Consider the following 18,986-nt stretch of genomic DNA (forward strand, 5'->3'; position numbering starts at 1 on the left):
GATACCGGCCACCGCGATTGTCGGCGCCCCGCGAGCGCGGACAGACTCCTTCCCGTCGCACCGACGCATCACCCCGTAACTCGCAGGGGCGTGCCGCCACCGGCATTCGCTGCGCATGTCACCTTTGCGGAAGGACAGTTCATGCCCGAGCTCAAGATCCTCGCCATTTCCGGCAGCCTGCGCAGCGGCTCGTTCAACAGCGCCCTCGTCCGCGCCGCGCAGAAGTACGCCCCCGGCGACCTGAACATCGAGATCTACGAGGGCTTGCGCGACATCCCGCTCTACGACGAGGACCTGGACGTCGACCCGGCCCCGGCCGCCGTCGCCGACCTGCGCCGCCGCATCATCGAGGCCGACGGGATCTTCATCGCCACCCCCGAGTACAACTACGGGATCCCGGGTGTCCTGAAGAACGCCCTGGACTGGGCGAGCCGTCCGGCCTTCGACTCCTCCCTGACCGGGAAGCCGATCGCGATCGCCGGCGCCGCCCCGACCAACTTCGGCACCGTCCGCGCGCAGCTGGCCCTGCGCCAGACGTTCCTGTGGACGGACTCCAGGGTCGTCGGCAAGCCCGAGCTGCAGATCTTCCGCGCCCACGAGCGCTTCGACGAGGCCGGCAACCTGACGGACGAAACGGCCGTCGAGATCCTCCAGCAGCTGCTCGACGCGCTCGGCACGAAGATCCGCGAGACCCGAGCCCTGGCCAACGGCACCGTCTGACCCGACCGTTCACCCTGCCTGACGCCCCAACGCACCACACCCCCCACACCCCCCACACCCCACCCCCCCCCACGCCTGCCACATCCGATACACCCGACACGTCCGCCACACCCCACCCCCCACGCTCCACCCGACGGTCGGGAGTGACCCGCTCCCGCCGTCCCCCTCTCCGAAGGGCCGCCCACCCCCCCGTGGCGGCCCTTCGGTGCGTCCCGGTCCTGATCCGCCCCGGCCCGCGTGGAGGTGACGAAGCCTGCACGGAGGGGTGCGCCGTCCCCGCGGCCCCTTGCGAGGATCGGCCCATGCGTGCAGCCTTCATCGAAGAACTGGGTCCCGCCGAGAACATCCGCTACGGCGAGATGGCCCCTCCGGTCCCCGGTCCCACGGACGTCCTCGTCGAGGTCGAGGCGGTGTCCGTGAACCCGGTGGACACCTTCGTGCGGTCCGGACTCTTCCGCACCCCCGTCGAGTTCCCGTTCGCCGTCAGCCGTGACCTCGTGGGCACCGTCGTCTCCGCCGGCCCCGGTGCCCCCGGGTTCGCCGTCGGCGACCGCGTCTGGTGCAACAGCCTCGGTCACGGCGGCCGCCAGGGCGCCGCCGCCGAGCAGGCCGTCGTCCCCGTCGACCGGCTCTACCACCTGCCGCCCGGCGTGGACGCGGCCGAAGCCGTCGCCGTCGTGCATCCCGCCGGCACCGCCTACCTCGCCCTGTTCACCCACGGCCGGGTCCGCCCCGGCGAGACCGTCCTCGTCGCCGGCGCCGCCGGGAACGTGGGCGGTGCCCTGGTCACCATGGCCGTCGAGGCCGGAGCACGGGTCCTCGCCACCGCCGCCGCCCGCGACGCCGAGTACTGCCGTTCCCTCGGTGCGGCCGAGGTCCTCGACTACGAGGACCCCGCGCTCGGGGAGCGGATCCGCGAGGCCGCCCCGCAGGGGATCGACGTCCACATCGACACCTCCGGCACGAACGACCTCACCACCGCGGTCGAGGTCCTGGCCCCACGCGGACGCATCGTCCTCCTGGCCGGCGCCCGCTCCCGGCCGGTACTGCCCGCCGGCCCGCTCTACATGAAGGACGGCGCGGTCGTCGGCTTCGTCATCTCGCACGCCACCACCGCCGAACTCGCCGAGGCAGCCGTCGCGATCAACCGCCTGATGGCGAACGGCCGGCTGCGCGCCCGTTCCGTCGAACGGGCCCCCTTGTCCGACGCCGCACGCACCCACCAACGCATCGAGGCCGGCGAACTGCACGGCAGCCGCGTCGTCCTGCTGCCCAAGGAGTCCTGAGCGCCGGGCCGTCGGGGCCGCGCAGCCCGCACGCACCGCGCTCCCCGCCGACCTGACGGACTGGCGGACACCCGCCGCGGCACCCTCTCGGTGACTGCCAGACTCCCCGCATGGACGATTTCCCGGAGACCTCGGCCGAACCGCGGAAACCCTGGGTCAGCTTCGCCCTCCTCGGCACCGTACAGCTCCTGCTGAACGCCTCGGTGTCGGTGACCTTCGCCGCCGGTCCGGCCATGCAACGCGAACTCGGCCTCAGCCGCATCGACCTCATCCTGGCCAGCGCCGCGTACGGGATTTCGTTCAGCGGACTCCTGCTCCTCGGTGGCCGCCTCACCGACCGCTTCGGCCGGCTTCGTTCCTTCTCCTGGGGAACCGCCCTCTTCGCCGCGGCCTCGCTGGCCGCGGCCCTGGCCCCCGCCTCCCACACCGTGCTCGCCGCCCGCTTCCTCCAGGGCTGTGGTGCGGCCCTCGCGGCCCCGGCGGCACTGGCCCTGCTCCGGGCCGTCTTCCCCGAGGGCCGGGCCCGGGCCCTCGCCCTCGCCCGCTGGGGGCTGCTGAGCAGCCTCGGAGCCGCCGTCGGCATCGTGGCCAGCGGGGCGCTGTCGACCTGGGCGAACTGGCGGTGGTGCTTCGGCGCCCTCGCCGCCGCGGCCGTCGCCGCCCTGGCCTGCACCGCCCGCGCCCTGCCGGCCGTGCCGACGCCCGCGCCCGTGCGCGTCCCCGTCGACCTGCTGGGCGCCGTGCTCGGCACCTCGGCCCTGTCCACCCTCGGCTACGGCTTCGTCATGGTCGGCCCGCACGGCTGGGCCGCCACCGCGGTCCTCGGCCCGTTGGCCCTCGGCGCCGTACTGCTCGCCGCCTTCGCCGCCGCCCAGCGGCGGGTGTCCGCGCCGCTGCTGCCGCCCGGCTTCCTCGCCTCCCGCTACCGGGCCACCGCCCTGGTGTGCGCGCTGCTCGGCCCCGCCATCGGCGCGGGAACCGCCTTCCTGCTCGCCCTCTACCTGCAGCAGCTACGCGGCTACTCGGCGCTGGAGAACGCCCTGGCCTTCGTCCCGTACAGCGCGGTCCTCCTCGGCATCGGGTTCGTCGCCGGGCGGATCGTCGCCCGTCACGGGGTGCGCGCGGTCGCCGTGGGCGGGCTGGCCGTCATCGCCTGCGGCCTGTTCCTCATCGGCGCCGTCGGGCTCCGCACCGATGCGCCGGTGCCGGTGCTGGCGGGCCTGGTCGTCCTGTCGGCCGGGAACGGCGCGCTGATGTCCGCCGCGGTCGTGGGTGCGGTCGCCGGTGTCGGGGAGGGGCAGTCCGCCCTCGCCGGGGCGGTGGTCAACACGGCGATCCTGGCCGGGCCGACCGTCAGCCTCGCCCTGATCAGCTCGGCCGCCGACGCCCGTACGGCCACGCTGCTCGCCGCCGGCGACCCGCACGCGGCAACGGGCGGCTACGCCTTCGCCTTCGAGGCGGCCTGCGCGGTCTTCGTGCTGGCCGTCGCCCTCGCCGGGTACGGGCTCTCCCCGAACCGCCGGACCCGAACCGCCGAGCCGGCCGCCGAACGCCAGCCGCAGCGCTCCTCCACCCCGGCCTGACCGAGCGGGCCGGGGTGGGGGGCACGGGGTCCGGCACCCGTACCGCGGTACGACCCCCGTGCGACCGCGCGACCGTCCGGACCCCCTTGACGCCCCGCCGTGCCAGGTGGACGCTCCCGCGGTCCCGATCCACACGGTTGCAGCTGGGGGGCCGCCATGCCGGAGCAGTCAGTCGAGTCCGTACAGACGGCGGGAGAGCTGCGCGCGCAGCTCGCGGAGCAGGGCGCGCGCTGGTCGGTGACGGAGCACCTCGCCGACGACGCGGCCGTGCCGCGCCCCGCGCTCGGCCTGGAGCCGGGGGCGAACCTGACGACCGCCGCGGACGCCGGGACCGTCGACCTGCGCGCCCTCCTCGGCCGCCCGAGCGGCAACCCGCACCTGACCCGCCGCCGCGCCGCACACGGCCTGCTGCCCGGGACGCCCGCCGCCGCGGCCGGCCCGTCCGGCACCCCCCGGCCCGCCGCCGTCGACTGGCGCAACCGTTGGGGATCGCCCTGGATCACCAAGGTCAAGGACCAGAACCCGTGCGGCTCCTGCTGGGCGTTCGGCGCCGCCGGCCTGGTGGAGTCGATGGCCCGGATCGAGCACGGCGTGTGGGCGGAGCGCTCCGAGGGCGACGTGCACGACGGGCTGCGCTTCACCTGCGGCCAGGGCTCCAACCCCGAGACGGCCCTCGACTGGATCCGGGCCAACGGCGGGCTCGCCGACCCGGACTGTTGGCCGTACTCCCCGCCCCCGGCGTCCGTGCCCGCCGACCGCCGCGACGCCTGGCGCGCCGAGTACACCCCCAGCTGGGACCGGTCCGGCCGGACCGTCCGGATCGGGGACTACGTCCGCCTCGGCGACGTGGAGCAGCAGAAGGTCTGGCTCGACACCGTCGGCCCGCTCACCGCCTGCTTCGACGTGTACGACGACTTCTTCGGCCTCGGCTCCGGGGTCTACCACCGCACCAGCGACCGTTTCGCCGGCGGCCACTGCGTTCTGATCACCGGCTACGACGACGCCGCCGGCTGCTGGCTGTTCAAGAACTCCTGGGGCACCGGTTACCACGTCGGCGGCCACGGCCGGATCGCCTACGGCGAGGTCCGCATCGACCACTGGGCCAAGTGCGGGCTGCGCGGCACGAACGTCGACCCGTGGACCAGGCGCCGCCTGCACTCCGGCAACGTGTACGAAAGCGGCAACGGCCGCGCCCACCGCAACTTCGAGATGCTCGCCACGACCGCCGGCGGCCGCCTCCAGCACTGGTGGCGCGAGGGCGACGCCCCCTTCCCGTGGGCCCGTGCCGCCGTCTTCGCCGCCGACGCCTCCGGCCAGCCCGCCTTCACCGGCACCACCTACAACCGCAACATGGAGTCCGTGCACGTGACCACCGGCGGCCGGCTGCGCCACTGGTACTTCGAGCAGTCCGCGGGCACCTGGCGCGACGGCGGCGCCTTCGGCCCGGGCGACGCGGCCGTCGGCTCCACGCCCGCGTTCATCCAGAGCGACTACGGCAAGCCGGGCAACTTCGAAGTCGTCGTGCGCACCGCCGACGGCCGCCTGGGCCACTGGTGGCGGATCAACGGAGCGCCCTGGACCTGGAACGACGGCGGCCGTTTCGCCTCCGGCATCGCCCACTTCGGGCCCGCCCTGGTGCAGACCCGCAGCCGCCACCTCGACCTCGTCGCCACCCGTACGGACGGCCGGATGCAGCTGTGGTGGCGCGACGACCAGAACGGCTTCGTCTGGCGCCCCGGGGAAGTCTTCGGCAACGCGGTCACCTCGGCGCCCTGCCTGATCGAGGGGCAGTTCGGGGCCGCCGACGAGGACACCGCCGGGAACTACGAGCTCTGCGTGGCCGTGGCCGGCGGGCGCGTCGAGCACTGGTGGCGGGGCAACGCGGCCGGCGGGGCCTGGCGGCGCAGCGCCGAGTTCGGGCACGACGTCGTGGCCGTCACCGGGATGCTGCAGGGCAGCTTCGGGTTCAACCTGGAGGTCGTCGTCCTGCGCACCGACCGGCGGCTCCAGCACTACTGGCGGGACGGCGCGGGCTGGCACGAGGGGCCGGTGATCGGCCCCGCCTGAACCGGGAGGGAGGCGGCCACGGGTGGAGGTGCGCAGGCTGGTCCTGGGTGCGGGCGAGTCGTACGAGGTGCGGCTCGCCGGGCGCGGGGCCCGCGGCTACGTGTGGACCTGGCAGGTCACGGGCGACGCGGACGCCGTCGCGGTGGACGCGGCCCCGAGCCCGCCCGCGGCGCTGCCGCCGGGCACCGCGCCGGAGCTGGTCTACAGGGTGCGGGGGACCTGCGCGGGCGGGCGGGCCCGGATCCGCTTCGCGCAGATCCGCCCGCCCTACCCGCAGGAGGCCCCGTACGACGAGCTCGTCCTGGAGGTGGAGGTCACCGCCGGGCGGCCCGGCGGGGCGTGAGCGCCCAGTGCTGTACGGACTCCAGCGGGCCGCGGTCGAAGCGGCGCAGCCACAGCCACGACCCGGCGGCCAGGGCCAGCGACACGGCCGCCCACAGGCCCATCACCCACCAGGGGCCGGACCCGGCGAACCGCTCGGTGAGGCCCAGGCCGACGCCGTAGCAGAGCAGCACGCACAGGAGGTTCTGGCCGACGTAGGCGGACAGGGCGGTGCGGCCGACGTTCCCGAGGGCGGCGGCCCCGGGCAGCAGATGGCGGTCCAGGGCCCAGCCGATCAGGCCGATGTAGCCGACGGCGACGAGCGGGGCGACCACGTAGCGGCCGAGCACGAAGAAGTCGGAGCCGCCGAGCGCGGCCGCGGTGCCGAGCGGCAGGCCGACGCCCAGGCCCCAGCCGGCCATCCGGGCCCGGATCCGGCGCCCGGCACCGGTCGGGGCGAAGGCGCCCGCCCGGTGGAGGCGTACGCCGAGCAGGAAGAGGAAGACCAGCAGTCCGAAGGAGAAGACGGGCTCGATGCGCAGGACGAGGGCGTGGTCGAGGCGGAAGAGGATCTGGGCGGCCCAACTGCCGTCGGCGTAGAGGCGGACGGCGTCCGGGTCCGGGACCCCGGACCCGTCGTCGGGCCCGACGAGGTCGCCGAGGGTCACCAGGCCGACGAGGGCAAGGTGCACGCTCGCGGCCGTCCACAGGGCCGCGCGCCGCACCCGCTCGGAGCGGGCCAGCAGCCACGCCACCAGCAGGGCGGTGACCGCGTACCCCATGAGCACGTCCCAGGCGAAGACCAGGAGGAAGTGGACGGTCCCCTCCAGGAAGAGGAACGCCGCCCGGCGGGGGTAGCGGCCGGGCCAGGGCTGTCCGCGGCGCGCAGCGGAGTCGAACTGGATGGCCAGCCCCACGCCGAACAGGATGGTCAGCAAGGACAGGAACTTGCCGTCGGCGAGGAAGCGGAAGACGAACTCGGCGATGGTGGCCGGGCCCGGCTCGGCAACCGGATCGGGCAGGTCCAGGCGCCCCTGGAGGACGCTCCACTCGGAGCCGGGCGAGGTGAAGATCCAGACGTTGGTCATGAGCGTGCCGAGGACGGCGGCACCGCGCAGGACGTCGAGGAGCGGGATCCGGTCCCCGACCGTGGCCGGGCGCGGGCGCGGGCGCGTGGCCGTGCCCGTGGTGGATGTCGCGGCGGTCGCCGGGGCCTCGGGCGTGGATGCGGTCGGGGCCGCGGTCGCCTGCCGGGTGGCGGTCTCCCGGGGGTCGGGAGGGTCGGGGCGGGTGTTGAGGGCCATGCGTTTCAGCGTCCCGGCGCGTACGGGCCGTCTCGTCCTGCGGGCGGACGAAGCCGGTGTACATCCTTCGATGCAGCGGACGGCGCGGCGGTCCGCATCCCGGACGGCACGAGCGGGTGCCCCCCTCATGTATCTAACCTGTTGCCCATGGCCGCTCCCGCCCCCGCGTCTTCCCCGGCCCTGCCGCACACCCCCCTCGGGGCCCTCCCGGACGAAGTCCGGGACGGCGCGGGCCACGTGGGCCGCGCCGGCGCACTGGTCCGGGGGACGGCCCGGTGACCGGCCCCGCGCCGCGCGGGACGGCGGCGAAGGCCCCCCTGCCGAAGGACCCGCAGGACCCGCAGCAAGCGCACGACGCGCAGCAAACGGACGACCCGCAGGTCCGGCAGGTCCGGCAGGACGTGCAGGATCCGCCGGGCGGGCGGCGGGCCGCGGCCGTCTGGTCGATCGGCGTCGCCGTCTACTTCGTCGCGGTGATCTTCCGTACCAGTCTGGGCGTGGCCGGGCTGGAGGCCGCGGACCGCTTCCACGTGAACGCCTCCGCCCTGTCGACGTTCTCCCTGCTCCAGCTGCTCGTCTACGCCGGCATGCAGATACCCGTCGGCTTGATGGTGGACCGCCTCGGCACCAAGCGGGTGCTGGTCCTCGGTGCGGTCCTCTTCACCACCGGCCAACTCGGCTTCGCGCTGGCCCCTTCGTACGGCACGGCGCTCGCCGCCCGCGCTCTGCTGGGCTGCGGGGACGCGATGACCTTCATCTCCGTCCTGCGGCTGGGCACCCGATGGTTCCCGGCCCGGCGCGGACCGCTCATCGCGCAGCTGGCCGGCCTGGTCGGCATGGCCGGCAACCTGGTTTCGACCCTGGTCCTCGCCCCCGTCCTGCACGGCCTCGGCTGGGTCCCGGCGTTCGCGGGGAGTGCGGCCGCGGGCCTGCTGGTGCTCGTCCCGCTGGTGCTGTTCCTCCGGGACCACCCGGAGGGCTGCGAACCGCCGCCCCCGCCCCGGCCCGCCGCGGGCGGCGGCGGCTTCGTACGCCGGCAGATCCGCGACTCCTGGCGGGAGCCCGGCACCCGCCTGGGCCTGTGGGTGCACTTCACCACCCAGTTCCCGGCGATGGTGTTCCTGCTGCTGTGGGGCATGCCCTTCCTGGTCGAGGCGCAGGGGCTGCCGCGGACCACCGCGGCCGGGCTGCTGACCCTCGTGGTCGCCTCGCACATGGCCTTCGGCCTGGTCTACGGCCAGATCATCGGCCGCAGGCAGGGCGCCCGGATCCCGCTGGCCCTGGGCACCGTCGGGCTGACGGCCGCGCTGTGGGCCGCGGTCCTGATCTTCCCGGGCGAGCGGGCGCCGGGGTGGCTGCTCGTGACGCTGTGCGTGGTGCTGGGCACCTGCGGGCCGGCCTCGATGATCGGCTTCGACTTCGCCCGGCCCGCCAACCCGCCCGAACGGCAGGGCACCGCCTCCGGCATCACCAACATGGGCGGCTTCCTCGCCTCCATGACCACCCTGCTGACGGTCGGCGTGCTGCTGGACGCCACCGGCGGCGACTACCGGATCGCGTTCTCCTCGGTCTTCGCCGTGGAGCTCCTCGGCCTGGCCCAGATCCTCCGCCTGCGCGGCCGTACCCTCGTCCGGGAGCGCGAGCGCGAAGCCGGACTCCCGCTCCCGCACCCGGCCCGTACGGGCCCGGGCCCGGGCCCGTGACCGCGGGGGCGGGTGGAACGCGCCCGCGGCGGGCGCCCCTGCGGCCCCTGCGGTGCGTTCCGGTACACCGATCGGAGGGGCGGGGCAGACCCCCGTCCTCCCCGCCCCGCACCGGCGGCACCGGCAACCGGCCGGTGCTGCCGAGCCTAGGGCCGGGCGGAGCCCACGGCTGTGCGCTCCGCGCAGACATCGTTGACGACGAGGAGCAGCCCTCCCCGGTCCTCGGCGGCGCCCACGCAGGCGCCGCCCCGGCCACTACGGCCGGGGCGGCGGCCCTACGGCGTGACGGAGAAGGCCGCCAGGATCGCGGCCGCGAGCTCCGCGTCGCCGTCGATCTTCACCTGGTCGGCCACCGCGTGCGGGCGCACCCGGCCCGCCGCCAGCCGTACGTACGTCTGCCAGTCCATCGCCAGCGTCACCGCGGGCCCGAGCGAGGGCGTCGAGTCGATCGTCCCGTGCCCCGAACCGTCCACGCGGACCGTCCGCAGGAACTCCACCGGCCCGTGGACGTCGATGACCACCGTCGAGTGCGCGGGCGCCCCCGCGTGCTTGGCGACCACCTTCGGCAACCCGGCGAGCAGGATGTCCCGCGCCACGAACGCCCCCGGCGAGTCCCAGTTCCCCGGCACGCCGAGCGCCGCCCGAAGGTCCTGCTCGTGGATCCACACGTCGAACGCCCGCAGCCGGAGCGCGAATTCCAAGGTCACCTGGTTGCCGAGCGGCCCGCGCACCATCGTCGACGGGTCCCGCTTCTCGTTGCGCAGCTGCCGCGCACGCCGGATGACCGTGTACTCCAGCTCCGAGGTCATCTCCGGCGCGGTGTGGTGCCGGCGGACGTCAACCTGGACCTCCATGTACCGGGTGAACTCGTCCACCACGTGCCGCAGGTCCCGTGGCAGCGTGTGGATGGGCCGGGGATCCCCGAGCATCTCGGTCTCGATGCCGATGATGTGCGACACCACGTCGCGGACCGACCAGCCGGGGCACGGGGTGGCGCGGTTCCACTCGCCCTCCGTCAGGGGGAGGACCAGCTCGGATATCGCCTCGATGGAGTGCGTCCACGCGTCGGCATAGGGCTGGAGGCTGGGATGCGGATGGACGGTCAACGGGACCCCTCGCGTGCTGTTCGGCGGTGCCTTGTCTGGAAGCGTGTGGACGGTTTCCCAAACTACGCTGCCGGTGAGTACCCCGGCAGTGCTTTCGTGTGACGATCGTAGGCCGAGTTGACGGCTTGAACACCAGGATGGTGGTAGTGTGCGCGCCTCGCTGATCCAAATCGCGGTGACCGACGGGGAGTCGGTGGCCCGCCGACGGGCCCGGGCAGCCGATCTCGTACGGGAACAGGCCGGTTCGGACCTCGTCGTCCTGCCCGAGCTGTGGACCGTGGGCGCCTTCGCCTACGAGCTGTTCGAGACCGAGGCCGAACCCCTCGACGGCCCCACCTTCGAGGCCATGTCCAAGGCGGCGAGCGACGTCGGGGTCTGGCTGCACGCCGGCTCGGTCGTCGAGCGCGCCGGCGACGGCTCGCTCTACAACACCGCCCTCGTCATCTCCCCGGCGGGAGAGTTGGCCGCGAGCTACCGCAAGATCCACCGTTTCGGCTTCGACCAGGGCGAGGCCGTCATGATGACCCCCGGCGACTCCCTGACCACCGTGGCCCTGCCGGAGCAGACCCTCGGCATCGCCACCTGCTACGACCTGCGCTTCCCCGAGCTCTTCCGCGGCCTGGTCGACGTCGGGGCCACCACGATGGTCGTCGCCGCGGGCTGGCCCGCCCGCCGCCGTGAGCACTGGACCCTGCTGAACCGGGCGCGCGCCGTCGAGGACCAGTCGTACGTCCTCGCCTGCAGCCTCGCCGGCACCCACGCCGGGGTCGAGCAGGCCGGGCACAGCCTGGCCGTGGACCCGTGGGGGGAGGTCCTGGCCGAGGCGGGCCCCGGCGAGGAGGTCCTCACCGTCGAGCTGGACCCGGCGAAGGTCGCCGAGACCCGCGAACAGTTCCCCGCCCTGAAGGACCGCGTGCTGGGCATGCACCCCCCGACCCGCTGACCCGCCCTGCCGGCCCGGAGGAGCCCGCCGCCGGGGCGGGCTCCCCGGGGCGGGGCGGGGAAGCCGTGGGGATAGGTTTCGTCCCATGCCCCAGCTGCTCTACGTGACGGACCTCTCCTACCCGGCCCGTGGCCGCCGCTACGGCGACGAGGACGTCTTCCTCACCTCGCGCCTGCGCACCCGCTTCGAGCTGGCCCTGTGCCATCCCGAGGACGCGGAGGCCCTCATGCCGAGGGGCTTCGACGCGGTCGTCGTCCGCAACAGCGGGCCCGTCCTGCACTACCAGGAGGCCTACGACTCCTTCCGCGCGGCCGCCCTCGCCACCGGAACCCGCGTCTACAACCCGCTCACCGGCCGCGGCGACATGGCGGGCAAGCAGTACCTCCTGGACCTGACCGCCGCCGGCTACCCGGTGATCCCCACGGTCGACGATGCGGCGCACCTCGACCGGCTGCCGCAGGCCCCGACCTACGCGGTGAAGCCCAAGCAGGGCGCGGACTCCATCGGCCTCACCTTCACCCCGGACCCGTCCGGCCCCGCCGGCGAGGTCCTCATCCAGCCGCGCGTCGACTTCGCGTACGAGGTGTCCTTCACCTACGTCGACGACACCTTCCAATACGCCCTGTACACCCCCGACCCGACCCGCCGCTGGGAGCTGGCCCCGTACGAGCCGACGGCGGCGGACCTCGCCTTCGCGGCGTCCTTCATCAGCTGGAACACCCTGTCCCACGGCATCCAGCGGGTGGACGCCTGCCGCGCCCCCTCGGGCGCACTCCTCCTGGTCGAACTGGAGGACCTGAACCCGTACCTCTCCCTCGACCTGCTGCCGGTCGAGGCCCAGGACCGCTTCGTGGACGCCCTCACCGCGTCCCTCCGCTCCTTCCTCGAAGCCTGATGTCACAGGGGGGTGCGAGGCTCCCCCCATGGACGAGCAGATGGACAACCAGACCTTCTGGACCCTGATCGAGGCCGCCCGCGCGGAGGCCGCACCGGACGGGGTGGCGGAGCGTGCCGCCCAGTTGCTGGCCCTGCGGCCGCCGGCCGAGATAGCCGCGGCCCAGCAGGTGCTGTGGGACCTCCTCGCCGAGTCGTACCGCAGCCCGCTGTGGGCCGCCGCGTACCTGATCAACGGCGGCTGCTCGGACGACGGCTTCGACTACTTCCGCGGTTGGCTGCTGACCCAGGGCGAGGCCGTCTTCGCCGCGGCCCTCGCCGACCCGGACTCCCTCGCCGGCCACCCCGCGGTGCGCGAGGCGGCGCAGGACGGCCCGGAACTGGAGGACGAGGCTGCCCTCGCCCTCGCCTGGACCGCGTACGAGCAGGCCACGGGCCGGGAACTCCCCTCGGACTCCTTCACGATCAGCTACCCGCCCCTGGACCCGGCCTGGGCCTTCGACTTCGACGACACGGCCGAGCTCGCCGCCCGCCTCCCCCGCCTGACCGCCCTGTTCGCCTCCTAGAGCCCGCTGGTGTCGAGCTCCGGGCCGAACGGCTCGGGCAACCGCACCGGCGTCCCGAACGAGTGCGGCCCGTCGACCTCGGGCGCACGTTCGGGATAAATGCCCTCGCTGTGGTCGATGGGCCCGTGTGCGGCCGTCATACCGGACGCCTCCTTCGCTCCCCGCGGCCGGAGCCGCACGGCGACACCGGTTCCGTGTCGCCACCCCTGGGAGTGGATATGCCCTGGGCACGTGTGTTGATCCGGCGTTCATACGTGAATGGCATGCTTGAAGCATGAACGATGCCGCCCCGGCGCAGACTCCCGCGCCCGCGCCCCGCCGTGCCCGTGTCCGTGCCCCCGAGCTGATCGGCAAGGGTGGCTGGATCAACACCGGCGGGAAGGACCTGAAGCTCGCCGACTTCCGGGGTCGCACATTGATCCTCGATTTTTGAAAATAGACAACAGAGCACTGAACTCTTCGCCACACTGAGTGTGTGCACCAAGACACGATCTGTGATCTGTACCTCCGGCTGTCCCTCGACAGGGATGGCAAGACCGCAATCGAACGGCAGGAAGCCGACTGCCGTGCCTGGGCCGAACGCAACGGACTGATCGTCCGCAAGGTCCACATAGACAGAGGGCGCTCCGGCTACAAGACCGTTGAGCGCAAAGGCTTCGACGCCGCGCTGGCGGCCGTCACAGCGGGCGTCGTCGGCACGCTGATCGTCTGGAAACTGGACCGCCTCTCCCGCAAGGGCATCGGCCAGGTGGGCAAGGTGCTGGACGACATCGAGAAGGCTGGCGGCCGCCTCGTCTCAGTCCTGGACGGTCTCGATACTTCGAACGACTCGGCGCGCATGGTCGTCGCGATGCTGGCTGAGCTCGCCCGGTCCGAGTCGAAGAACCTCGGCACGCGTGTCGGTCATGCGAAGCGCTACCTCCGCAGCAAAGGGCAGTGGATCGGCGGACAGCCCCCGTACGGACTACTCATCGATGCGCAGACCAAGAAACTGGTCCATGACCCGGAGCACGCCGTCTACGCCCGCCTGATCGCGGATGAAGCACTCGCTGGGACATCGTTGGTCAAGATCGCCCGACTCCTCAACGAGTACGAGATCCTGTCGCCCAGGGGTGGTCAGTGGAACGCGGCCAGCATCATGCAGCTCCTTCGCTCCCCAGCGTTCGCCGGCCTGATGCCGGAGACCGAGAGCGTCGAGACGGATGACGGCGAGCGGAAGTACACCGGCAGGGTCTTCCCATACCGCGATCCCGAGACGCTGGACACCGTCGAGATCGGTGAGGGGATCATCACGGTCGGAGAGCGTGAACAGATCATCCGCACCCTGGAATCCAGAACGTTCGTCCACGCAGGAAAGCGGCGGCCGAAGCCCGAGGGGACGGCGCTGCTCACGGGACTCGTCTTCTGCGCGGTTCCCGGCTGTGGTCGCCGGATGCACCGTGTGGGCGGGAGCTATCAGTGCATGGCCCGCCGCGCGGGCAACCAGTGCATCGGAGCGTCGGCGTTGGCTGAGGCGGTGGACCAGTACGTGACGGAACAGTTCCTCACCAAGCTCCCGGCGCTCGAACCGGACGACCCGCTGCTTGTCGCGATCGCAGACCGCTGGGTGCACCGTGTGGATCCGGAGACCTTCGCGAAACGCGATGCCCTCACTGCGGAGATCCAGGACGAGGAAGCCCGCCTGGCTGATCTGGAGGATGCACGCTACGTGCGTGGCGAGTTCAGCGGCGCCGCAGCCGTGGAACGCTACAACCGGCTTTCAGGACGGCTGAGGGGACGTATCGACGGCCTTCGTGGTGATCTCCACAGGCTCCCTGTGCCGTCCGTGGACGTGTCTCCGATGCTCGATGGCGTCACCCTGCGCGAGGCATGGACGGACGCGACGAACGAAGACCGGCGCGAACGGCTGTCGCTCGCCATAGACCGCGTGGAGGTGAGCAAGGGGGTGCGTGGTCAGCGGATCATTCCCGAGCAGCGCATCCAGATCCATTGGGCGAAGCTGGCGGGCACCGACACTGCTCCCTGAGCACCACTGCAAGCACGCAGCGAACAGGCGTGACGAAGTGACGGAATGACGCTCTCACCCGGATACCCCTTATAGAAGTATTGTTTTTGTTTCTATGAGTGGATCAGAAGTAATCGTCATTCCGTCACTTCGTCACTCGGGATGTGCAAAGTTCAGGCGAAGTCCTCGCAGCGGCCCCGGCCTCAGCTCGAAAGACGGGCGCTGGGTGCGGCTCCGTTTTGGGTGGTTATTCCGCGCTGACCTGGAGGATTTCCCTCGGCAGGGGGCGAGGACGGCCCTGTTAAGCCCTTCTGAAGCCCACTGGACACCCCTTGAGTCCCGTGCTCGTCACCCTGACCAGGGCGGCGGGTGCGGGGCTTTGGCATCTCCCTGGTTTGTAGAAGTTCGTGCAAGTTGCTGGCAGGCGCGCGTGATCCGGCGCAAGCTCGTTCATGTTGATCGCCGCCCAAGCGACCGGAGGACACCATGGCGTTGCACCGGCTTGGCAAGGACCCCGAGAGTCCCAACAACGGTTCCCCTACCGTCTACTTGGACGACGAGACCGGGAGCTACATCCTGCAAGGGTGGCGTGTGACGGACGCGGAGCGGCTGGCTCAGATGGACATCCCGGCCCATGAGACCGTCATCGAGTTCCCGAGGCGCATGATGCAGTTCTTCCCGGAGGTGAACGGTGGCGACGGAGTCGATGTTTGAGGACCTGTTCCGCGCCGCGAAGCACAGCGCGTACCACCTGGAGATGAGGGACGCCTACGTCCTGGATCAGGACTACTCCGAGTGGACTTCGGGCAACCGATTCGACCCGGCGGAACGCTGGCCTTGGTGGGCCGAGCTGGTCTCCGCGTCCGTGGCCCGGGGGGTTGACGTCCGCCGGGCGCGCATCGTCTCCGAGCCGATCTCCCCGTATGTGCGCTACGAGTACGAGCTGACCAGCGGCCACAACATCAAGGCGGGTGAGTCCGTGCGCTGGCTCCCTCGCCGGGAGGCCTCTGCCCTCGCCCTCCCGGGCAACGACCTGTGGATCTTCGACGGCTCCTCGGTGCTCTTCAACCACTTCAACGGCAACGGGGAGATGACTGGTGAAGAGCTGGTCACCGATCCCGTTGTAGTGGAGATGTGCAGGTCCGCGTTCGCGGCTGTCTGGGAGCGGGCCACGCCGCACGAGGACTACCGGCCGGTCTGATCCGGAGCAGCCCAACGTGAGTTCATCGTCGAGTGTCCGGCAAGCCCGGGAGGCGCTGGGCAAGCGCCTGCGTGAGATCCGGAAGGACTCGGGTCTGACGGCGCGGGAACTTGCCTTCCGGGCCGGCTGGCACGAGAGCAAGTGCAGCCGCGTCGAGACTGGTCGTACTGCGCCATCCGACGACGATCTGCGCGTCTGGGCCCTGCACTGCGATGCCCAGGACCAACTGGCCGACCTGATCGCCACGGCACGCAACATCAACGGGGCCTACGTCGAGTGGCGGCGGATGGAGCGGTCCGGCCTTCGGCGTGCTCAGGAGTCGGTCCTCCCGCTGTGGGAACGCACTCGGAACTTCCGTGCCTACTCGTCCTGGCTGATCCCCGGCCCCTTCCAGACGCGCGCCTACATCGAGGCGCTTCTCAGGGCGATTCGTGACCGCCGGGAGCTGCCCGATGACCTGGAAGCAGCCGTCCAAGTCCGTGTGGACAAGCAGCGGATCTTGTACTCGGGGCCGCACCGCTTCGCCGTGCTCCTGGAGGAGAGCGTCCTACGCCACCGCATTGGCGGCGCTGACACCATGGCCGGTCAGCTCGGCCATCTCCTCTCCGTGGCAACACTGCCGAACGTCAGCCTTGGCGTGATCCCGCTGAGCGCAGACCGTACGGCCTTGTGGCCAGTAGAGGACTTCTGGGTCTTCGATGAGGCACAGGTCAACGTCGAGTTGGTCTATGCGTTCCTCACGATCACTCAACCCCATGAGATCAGCATGTACGCCCGCACCTTCGCCAACCTGGCAGAACTGGCCGTCTACGGTGCCCCGGCCCGCGCGCTGATCACAGCAGCCATCGACTCTCTCGGGTGATCGGGCGCAAGTCCGCGCAAGTTCGTTGAGGCCCGCTCCGTGCCGTTCCTAGCGTGGTCGTCAGACGACGACATGAGGAGCGGGGCCGTGAAGCCGATCACGTATGCGCAACCTCCGGTAGAGCTGCCGCTGCGGTCCGACCCGGAGCCCGCACCGGTCGCCGGCTGCGGAGTCTGCTCCGCCCTGGCCGCCCAGCGCAAGGACGCCCGCCTGGCGGGTGACGGCTCGACGGTCAGCGACTGCAACGTGGAACTGCGGAACCACCCGCACCCGGGCGTCGTCATGAGCGTGACAGCCGTACTCCGGTACGTGACGTACGTCATGCGCCGCCACCCCGGCGGAGACCACGGCAACCGCGCGGTGCCTGAACCCGGACTGCCGATGGACCTCCGAGCCGACCGGGAACGCGGACGTGTGCACCGACATGTGCATCCAGCACACCGGCCGGACCGGGCACATGACCTTCCTCCGGGAGTTCTCGGAAGTCGCCGTGGTGGAGCGCATGCCCTGAGCAGGCGCTTCGTACGGGCGTGACTGGGCGTTCATGCGCGGATGGCAAGCTTGAAGGATGAACGATGCTGCCCCGGCGCCCACCCCTGCGCCCGCGCCCCGACGCCGTGCCCGTGTCCGTGCCCCCGAGCTGATCGGCAAGGGCGGCTGGCTGAACACCGGAGGCAAAGAGCTGACCCTCGCTGACCTGCGAGGTAAGTGCGTTGTTGTAGATTTCTGGACGTTTTGCTGCATCAACTGTCTCCACGTCCTCGACGAGCTGCGCGAGCTGGAGGAGAAGCACCGCGACACCGTCGTGATCATCGGGGTCCACTCGCCGAAGTTCGTCCACGAGGCCGACCACGCGGCCGTCGTCGACGCCGTCGAGCGCTACGAGGTGCACCACCCGGTGCTGGACGACCCCGAGCTGGCCACCTGGAAGCAGTACGCCGTACGGGCCTGGCCCACCCTCGTCGTGATCGACCCCGAGGGGTACGTCGTCGCCCAGCACGCAGGCGAGGGGCACGCGCACGCCATCCAGCGCCTGGTCGAGGAGCTGGAGGCCGAGCACGAGGCCAAGGGCACCCTGCGCCGCGGCGACGGGCCGTACGTGGCGCCCGAGCCGGTGGCGGGCGAGCTGCGGTTCCCCGGGAAGGTGCTCGCCCTGCCCTCCGGGAACCTGCTCGTGTCGGACTCGACGCGGCACCGGCTCGTGGAGCTGGCCCCGGACGGGGAGACCGTCGTACGCCGCATCGGCAGCGGGGAGCGCGGCTTCGGGCCGGACGCCTTCAGCGAGCCGCAGGGCCTGGCGCTGCTCCCCGACGGGCGGGTCGTGGTCGCCGACACCGTCAACCACGCGCTGCGCACCTTCGACCCGGCCACCGGGGCCGTGGAGACCGTCGCCGGCACCGGCCGGCAGTGGTGGCAGGGCTCGCCGACGTCCGGACCGGCCCTGGAGGTGGACCTGTCCTCGCCGTGGGACGTGGCCTGGTGGCGGGGACGGGTGTGGATCGCCATGGCGGGCGTCCACCAGCTGTGGACGTGGGACCCGGAGACGGGGACCGTGGAGGTCGCCGCCGGCACGACCAACGAGGGTCTGCACGACGGGCCCGCACTGGAAGCCTGGCTGGCGCAGCCGTCCGGCCTCGCGGCGGCCGGGGACCGGCTGTGGATCGCCGACTCCGAGAACAGCGCCCTGCGTTACGTCGAGCCCGCCGCCGACGGTGACGGCGGCGCCGGCGGGTACGTGCTGCGGACCGCCGTCGGGACCGGGCTGTTCGACTTCGGGCACCGGGACGGCGACGCGGCGCAGGCGCTGCTCCAGCACCCGCTCGGGGTGACGGCCCTGCCCGACGGCTCGGTCGCGGTGTGCGACACGTACAACCACGCCCTGCGCCGTTTCGACCCGGCGACCGGCGGGGTCACCACGCTGGCCACCGACCTGCGGGAGCCGAGCGACGCCGTCCTCGTCGGTGAGGACATCGTGGTGGTGGAGTCGGCCCGGCACCGGCTGACCCGGCTGCGGCTGCCGGAGGAGGCGGTACGGGTGGACGCCGTCGCCCACCGCACCCAGCGTGCCGCGACCGAGGTGGCTCCGGGCACGCTCCGGCTCGACGTGGTCTTCCAGGCGCCGACCGGCCAGAAGCTCGACACCCGGTACGGGCCGTCGACGCGGCTGCTGGTGTCCGCGACCCCGCCGGAGCTGCTGCTGTCCGGGGAGGGCACGGGCACGGACCTGTTCCGGGAGCTGGAGCTCAACCCGGAGGTGGCCGAGGGCGTCCTGCACGTCTCGGCGATGGCGGCGTCCTGCGACGACGACCCGGCCAACGAGTACCCGGCCTGCCACGTGCACCAGCAGGACTGGGGCGTCCCGCTGACCCTCACCCCGGCCGGCACGACCCGCCTCCCCCTGGTCCTCGCCGGTCTCGACGCCTGA

19 protein-coding genes are annotated in these 18,986 nt (G+C 72.2%); 16 read left to right on the top strand and 3 right to left on the bottom strand.

Going from position 1 to position 18,986, the window contains the following annotated elements:
- Positions 1 to 141: 141 nt before the first annotated feature.
- The 5 genes from ACFV7Q_RS00445 to ACFV7Q_RS00465 all read left to right on the top strand — a co-directional run bounded on the left by ACFV7Q_RS00445 (position 142) and on the right by ACFV7Q_RS00465 (position 5,999).
- The gene (locus ACFV7Q_RS00445) at positions 142 to 720 is read left to right on the top strand and encodes an NADPH-dependent FMN reductase (protein ID WP_385421929.1); all 579 of its coding nucleotides are present in this window, start codon (positions 142 to 144) and stop codon (positions 718 to 720) included.
- 302 nt (positions 721 to 1,022) lie between these two features.
- Complete coding sequence (locus tag ACFV7Q_RS00450) at positions 1,023 to 2,006, top strand: NADPH:quinone reductase (protein WP_385421932.1); 984 nt, start codon at positions 1,023 to 1,025, stop codon at positions 2,004 to 2,006.
- A 110-nt stretch (positions 2,007 to 2,116) separates the two neighbouring features.
- Positions 2,117 to 3,589: an MFS transporter gene (locus ACFV7Q_RS00455; RefSeq protein ID WP_385421934.1), complete on the top strand. Its 1,473-nt coding sequence runs from the start codon at positions 2,117 to 2,119 to the stop codon at positions 3,587 to 3,589.
- A gap of 156 nt (positions 3,590 to 3,745) precedes the next feature.
- Positions 3,746 to 5,656, top strand: a complete 1,911-nt coding sequence (locus ACFV7Q_RS00460) for a C1 family peptidase (RefSeq protein ID WP_385421937.1) — start codon at positions 3,746 to 3,748, stop codon at positions 5,654 to 5,656.
- Positions 5,657 to 5,678: 22 nt separating this feature from the next.
- Entirely contained in the window at positions 5,679 to 5,999 is a 321-nt protein-coding gene (locus ACFV7Q_RS00465; protein WP_385421939.1) for a hypothetical protein, read from the top strand.
- Here ACFV7Q_RS00465 and ACFV7Q_RS00470 read toward each other — a convergent pair.
- Positions 5,971 to 7,281, bottom strand: coding sequence for a DUF418 domain-containing protein (locus ACFV7Q_RS00470; RefSeq protein WP_385421942.1), 1,311 nt, complete (start codon positions 7,279 to 7,281; stop codon positions 5,971 to 5,973). The two genes, ACFV7Q_RS00465 and ACFV7Q_RS00470, sit on opposite strands and share 29 nt — an antisense overlap.
- A gap of 147 nt (positions 7,282 to 7,428) precedes the next feature.
- Here ACFV7Q_RS00470 and ACFV7Q_RS00475 point away from each other — a divergent pair, with 147 nt between their 5' ends.
- Both ACFV7Q_RS00475 and ACFV7Q_RS00480 read left to right on the top strand, forming a co-directional pair.
- Positions 7,429 to 7,560 carry a hypothetical protein gene (locus ACFV7Q_RS00475; RefSeq protein WP_385421946.1) on the top strand — a complete coding sequence of 44 codons (132 nt, stop codon included), beginning with the start codon at positions 7,429 to 7,431 and terminating at the stop codon, positions 7,558 to 7,560.
- Between the two features lie 122 nt (positions 7,561 to 7,682).
- Positions 7,683 to 8,984 (top strand): nitrate/nitrite transporter, encoded by a 1,302-nt coding sequence (locus ACFV7Q_RS00480; RefSeq protein WP_385422021.1) that lies wholly within the window; start codon positions 7,683 to 7,685, stop codon positions 8,982 to 8,984.
- Positions 8,985 to 9,259: 275 nt separating this feature from the next.
- Here the strand turns inward: ACFV7Q_RS00480 and ACFV7Q_RS00485 are convergent, their stop codons facing one another.
- On the bottom strand, positions 9,260 to 10,090 hold the full coding sequence (locus ACFV7Q_RS00485) for a maleylpyruvate isomerase family mycothiol-dependent enzyme (protein ID WP_385421949.1): 831 nt from the start codon (positions 10,088 to 10,090) through the stop codon (positions 9,260 to 9,262).
- Positions 10,091 to 10,238: 148 nt separating this feature from the next.
- On the opposite strand from ACFV7Q_RS00485, the gene ACFV7Q_RS00490 reads away from it, so the two are divergent.
- The 3 genes from ACFV7Q_RS00490 (at position 10,239) to ACFV7Q_RS00500 (ending at position 12,493) form a co-directional block, all read left to right on the top strand.
- A complete protein-coding gene (locus tag ACFV7Q_RS00490) occupies positions 10,239 to 11,033 on the top strand; it encodes a carbon-nitrogen family hydrolase (protein WP_385421951.1) in 795 nt (264 codons plus the stop codon).
- A gap of 85 nt (positions 11,034 to 11,118) precedes the next feature.
- The gene (locus ACFV7Q_RS00495) at positions 11,119 to 11,928 is read left to right on the top strand and encodes a hypothetical protein (RefSeq protein ID WP_385421954.1); all 810 of its coding nucleotides are present in this window, start codon (positions 11,119 to 11,121) and stop codon (positions 11,926 to 11,928) included.
- A gap of 40 nt (positions 11,929 to 11,968) precedes the next feature.
- The gene (locus ACFV7Q_RS00500; RefSeq protein ID WP_385422024.1) at positions 11,969 to 12,493 is read left to right on the top strand and encodes a DUF4240 domain-containing protein; all 525 of its coding nucleotides are present in this window, start codon (positions 11,969 to 11,971) and stop codon (positions 12,491 to 12,493) included.
- Here ACFV7Q_RS00500 and ACFV7Q_RS00505 read toward each other — a convergent pair.
- Positions 12,490 to 12,633: a hypothetical protein gene (locus tag ACFV7Q_RS00505; protein ID WP_385421956.1), complete on the bottom strand. Its 144-nt coding sequence runs from the start codon at positions 12,631 to 12,633 to the stop codon at positions 12,490 to 12,492. The two genes, ACFV7Q_RS00500 and ACFV7Q_RS00505, sit on opposite strands and share 4 nt — an antisense overlap.
- Before the next feature lie 134 nt (positions 12,634 to 12,767).
- Here ACFV7Q_RS00505 and ACFV7Q_RS00510 point away from each other — a divergent pair, with 134 nt between their 5' ends.
- The 6 genes from ACFV7Q_RS00510 to ACFV7Q_RS00535 all read left to right on the top strand — a co-directional run bounded on the left by ACFV7Q_RS00510 (position 12,768) and on the right by ACFV7Q_RS00535 (position 18,986).
- Entirely contained in the window at positions 12,768 to 12,926 is a 159-nt protein-coding gene (locus tag ACFV7Q_RS00510) for a hypothetical protein (protein WP_385422030.1), read from the top strand.
- 42 nt (positions 12,927 to 12,968) lie between these two features.
- Positions 12,969 to 14,519, top strand: a complete 1,551-nt coding sequence (locus tag ACFV7Q_RS00515) for a recombinase family protein (RefSeq protein ID WP_385421959.1) — start codon at positions 12,969 to 12,971, stop codon at positions 14,517 to 14,519.
- A gap of 465 nt (positions 14,520 to 14,984) precedes the next feature.
- The gene (locus ACFV7Q_RS00520) at positions 14,985 to 15,212 is read left to right on the top strand and encodes a hypothetical protein (RefSeq protein ID WP_385421962.1); all 228 of its coding nucleotides are present in this window, start codon (positions 14,985 to 14,987) and stop codon (positions 15,210 to 15,212) included.
- On the top strand, positions 15,205 to 15,699 hold the full coding sequence (locus tag ACFV7Q_RS00525) for a DUF6879 family protein (RefSeq protein ID WP_385421964.1): 495 nt from the start codon (positions 15,205 to 15,207) through the stop codon (positions 15,697 to 15,699). Before ACFV7Q_RS00520 ends, ACFV7Q_RS00525 begins: the two co-directional genes overlap by 8 nt.
- 16 nt (positions 15,700 to 15,715) lie before the next feature.
- The gene (locus ACFV7Q_RS00530) at positions 15,716 to 16,561 is read left to right on the top strand and encodes a helix-turn-helix domain-containing protein (protein WP_385421967.1); all 846 of its coding nucleotides are present in this window, start codon (positions 15,716 to 15,718) and stop codon (positions 16,559 to 16,561) included.
- Positions 16,562 to 17,129: 568 nt separating this feature from the next.
- Complete coding sequence (locus ACFV7Q_RS00535) at positions 17,130 to 18,986, top strand: NHL domain-containing thioredoxin family protein (protein WP_385421970.1); 1,857 nt, start codon at positions 17,130 to 17,132, stop codon at positions 18,984 to 18,986.

This window comes from Streptomyces sp. NPDC059851 (assembly GCF_042732005.1).
Taxonomy (GTDB): domain Bacteria; phylum Actinomycetota; class Actinomycetes; order Streptomycetales; family Streptomycetaceae; genus Streptomyces.

What these genes read in the sequence shown, in the direction of transcription:
- ACFV7Q_RS00445 (WP_385421929.1), top strand. Translation starts at nt 142, where the DNA reads ATGCCCGAGCTCAAGATCCTCGCCATTTCCGGCAGCCTGCGCAGCGGC.
- ACFV7Q_RS00535 (WP_385421970.1), top strand. Translation starts at nt 17,130, where the DNA reads ATGAACGATGCTGCCCCGGCGCCCACCCCTGCGCCCGCGCCCCGACGC.
- ACFV7Q_RS00470 (WP_385421942.1), bottom strand. Translation starts at nt 7,281, where the DNA reads ATGGCCCTCAACACCCGCCCCGACCCTCCCGACCCCCGGGAGACCGCC.
- ACFV7Q_RS00520 (WP_385421962.1), top strand. Translation starts at nt 14,985, where the DNA reads ATGGCGTTGCACCGGCTTGGCAAGGACCCCGAGAGTCCCAACAACGGT.
- ACFV7Q_RS00525 (WP_385421964.1), top strand. Translation starts at nt 15,205, where the DNA reads ATGTTTGAGGACCTGTTCCGCGCCGCGAAGCACAGCGCGTACCACCTG.
- ACFV7Q_RS00500 (WP_385422024.1), top strand. Translation starts at nt 11,969, where the DNA reads ATGGACAACCAGACCTTCTGGACCCTGATCGAGGCCGCCCGCGCGGAG.
- ACFV7Q_RS00505 (WP_385421956.1), bottom strand. Translation starts at nt 12,633, where the DNA reads ATGACGGCCGCACACGGGCCCATCGACCACAGCGAGGGCATTTATCCC.
- ACFV7Q_RS00510 (WP_385422030.1), top strand. Translation starts at nt 12,768, where the DNA reads ATGAACGATGCCGCCCCGGCGCAGACTCCCGCGCCCGCGCCCCGCCGT.
- ACFV7Q_RS00475 (WP_385421946.1), top strand. Translation starts at nt 7,429, where the DNA reads ATGGCCGCTCCCGCCCCCGCGTCTTCCCCGGCCCTGCCGCACACCCCC.
- ACFV7Q_RS00460 (WP_385421937.1), top strand. Translation starts at nt 3,746, where the DNA reads ATGCCGGAGCAGTCAGTCGAGTCCGTACAGACGGCGGGAGAGCTGCGC.
- ACFV7Q_RS00450 (WP_385421932.1), top strand. Translation starts at nt 1,023, where the DNA reads ATGCGTGCAGCCTTCATCGAAGAACTGGGTCCCGCCGAGAACATCCGC.
- ACFV7Q_RS00495 (WP_385421954.1), top strand. Translation starts at nt 11,119, where the DNA reads ATGCCCCAGCTGCTCTACGTGACGGACCTCTCCTACCCGGCCCGTGGC.
- ACFV7Q_RS00455 (WP_385421934.1), top strand. Translation starts at nt 2,117, where the DNA reads ATGGACGATTTCCCGGAGACCTCGGCCGAACCGCGGAAACCCTGGGTC.